The 992-nt window shown below is 61.7% G+C and carries 1 protein-coding gene; it reads left to right on the top strand.

The genetic code is table 11. From position 1 onward, the window contains the following. Positions 1-992: Asp-tRNA(Asn)/Glu-tRNA(Gln) amidotransferase subunit GatB (gene gatB / locus EOD15_RS34785; protein ID WP_127409331.1), on the top strand; the 992-nt coding region annotated here is incomplete at both ends.

The following is a 992-nucleotide window of genomic DNA, read 5'->3' on the forward strand; positions in this document are numbered from 1 at the left end:
ACGCCAATGTCAGCCTGGTCGATGCGGCGATGCCGGGCATGCTGCCGGTCATCAACGAGGAATGCGTCAAGCAGGCGATCCGCACCGGCCTGGGGCTGAAGGCGCAGATCAACCACAAGTCGGTCTTCGATCGGAAGAACTACTTTTATCCCGACCTGCCGCAGGGCTACCAGATCTCGCAGTTCAAGCAGCCGATCGTCGGCGAAGGCACGGTGATCGTTTCGGTCGGCCCGGACCGCCAGGGCGAATTCGAGGACATCGAGGTCGGCATCGAGCGGCTGCATCTGGAGCAGGATGCCGGCAAGTCGATGCACGACCAGCATGCGACCATGTCCTATGTCGATCTCAACCGCTCCGGCGTGGCGCTGATGGAGATCGTCTCCAAGCCGGACATGCGCTCGGCCGACGAAGCCAAGGCTTATGTCACCAAGCTGCGCACCATCGTGCGCTATCTCGGCACCTGCGATGGCAACATGGACGAAGGTTCGATGCGCGCCGACGTCAACGTTTCGGTGCGCAAGCCAGGCGGCGAGTTCGGCACGCGTTGCGAGATCAAGAACGTCAACTCGATCCGCTTCATCGGCCAGGCCATCGACTATGAGGCGCGCAGGCAGATCGCCATCCTCGAGGATGGCGGCAAGATCGATCAGGAGACGCGGCTGTTCGACGCCGTCAAGGGCGAGACGCGCTCGATGCGCTCCAAGGAAGAGGCGCATGATTACCGCTACTTCCCCGATCCCGATCTTTTGCCGCTGGAATTCGACCAGGCCTATGTCGATGCGCTGGCCAAGGAATTGCCGGAACTGCCGGACGACAAGAAGGCGCGGCTGATCGCGTTGCTCGGCCTGTCCGTCTATGACGCCTCGATCCTGGTGTCGGAAAAGCCGATCGCCGATTATTTCGAGAAGGTGGCCGCCGGCCGCGACGGCAAGCTTGCCGCCAATTGGGTCATCAACGATCTGCTCGGGCAATTGAACAAGGCCGGAAAAGGC

The organism is Mesorhizobium sp. M7A.T.Ca.US.000.02.2.1 (genome assembly GCF_003996995.1).
Classification (GTDB): Bacteria; Pseudomonadota; Alphaproteobacteria; order Rhizobiales; family Rhizobiaceae; genus Mesorhizobium.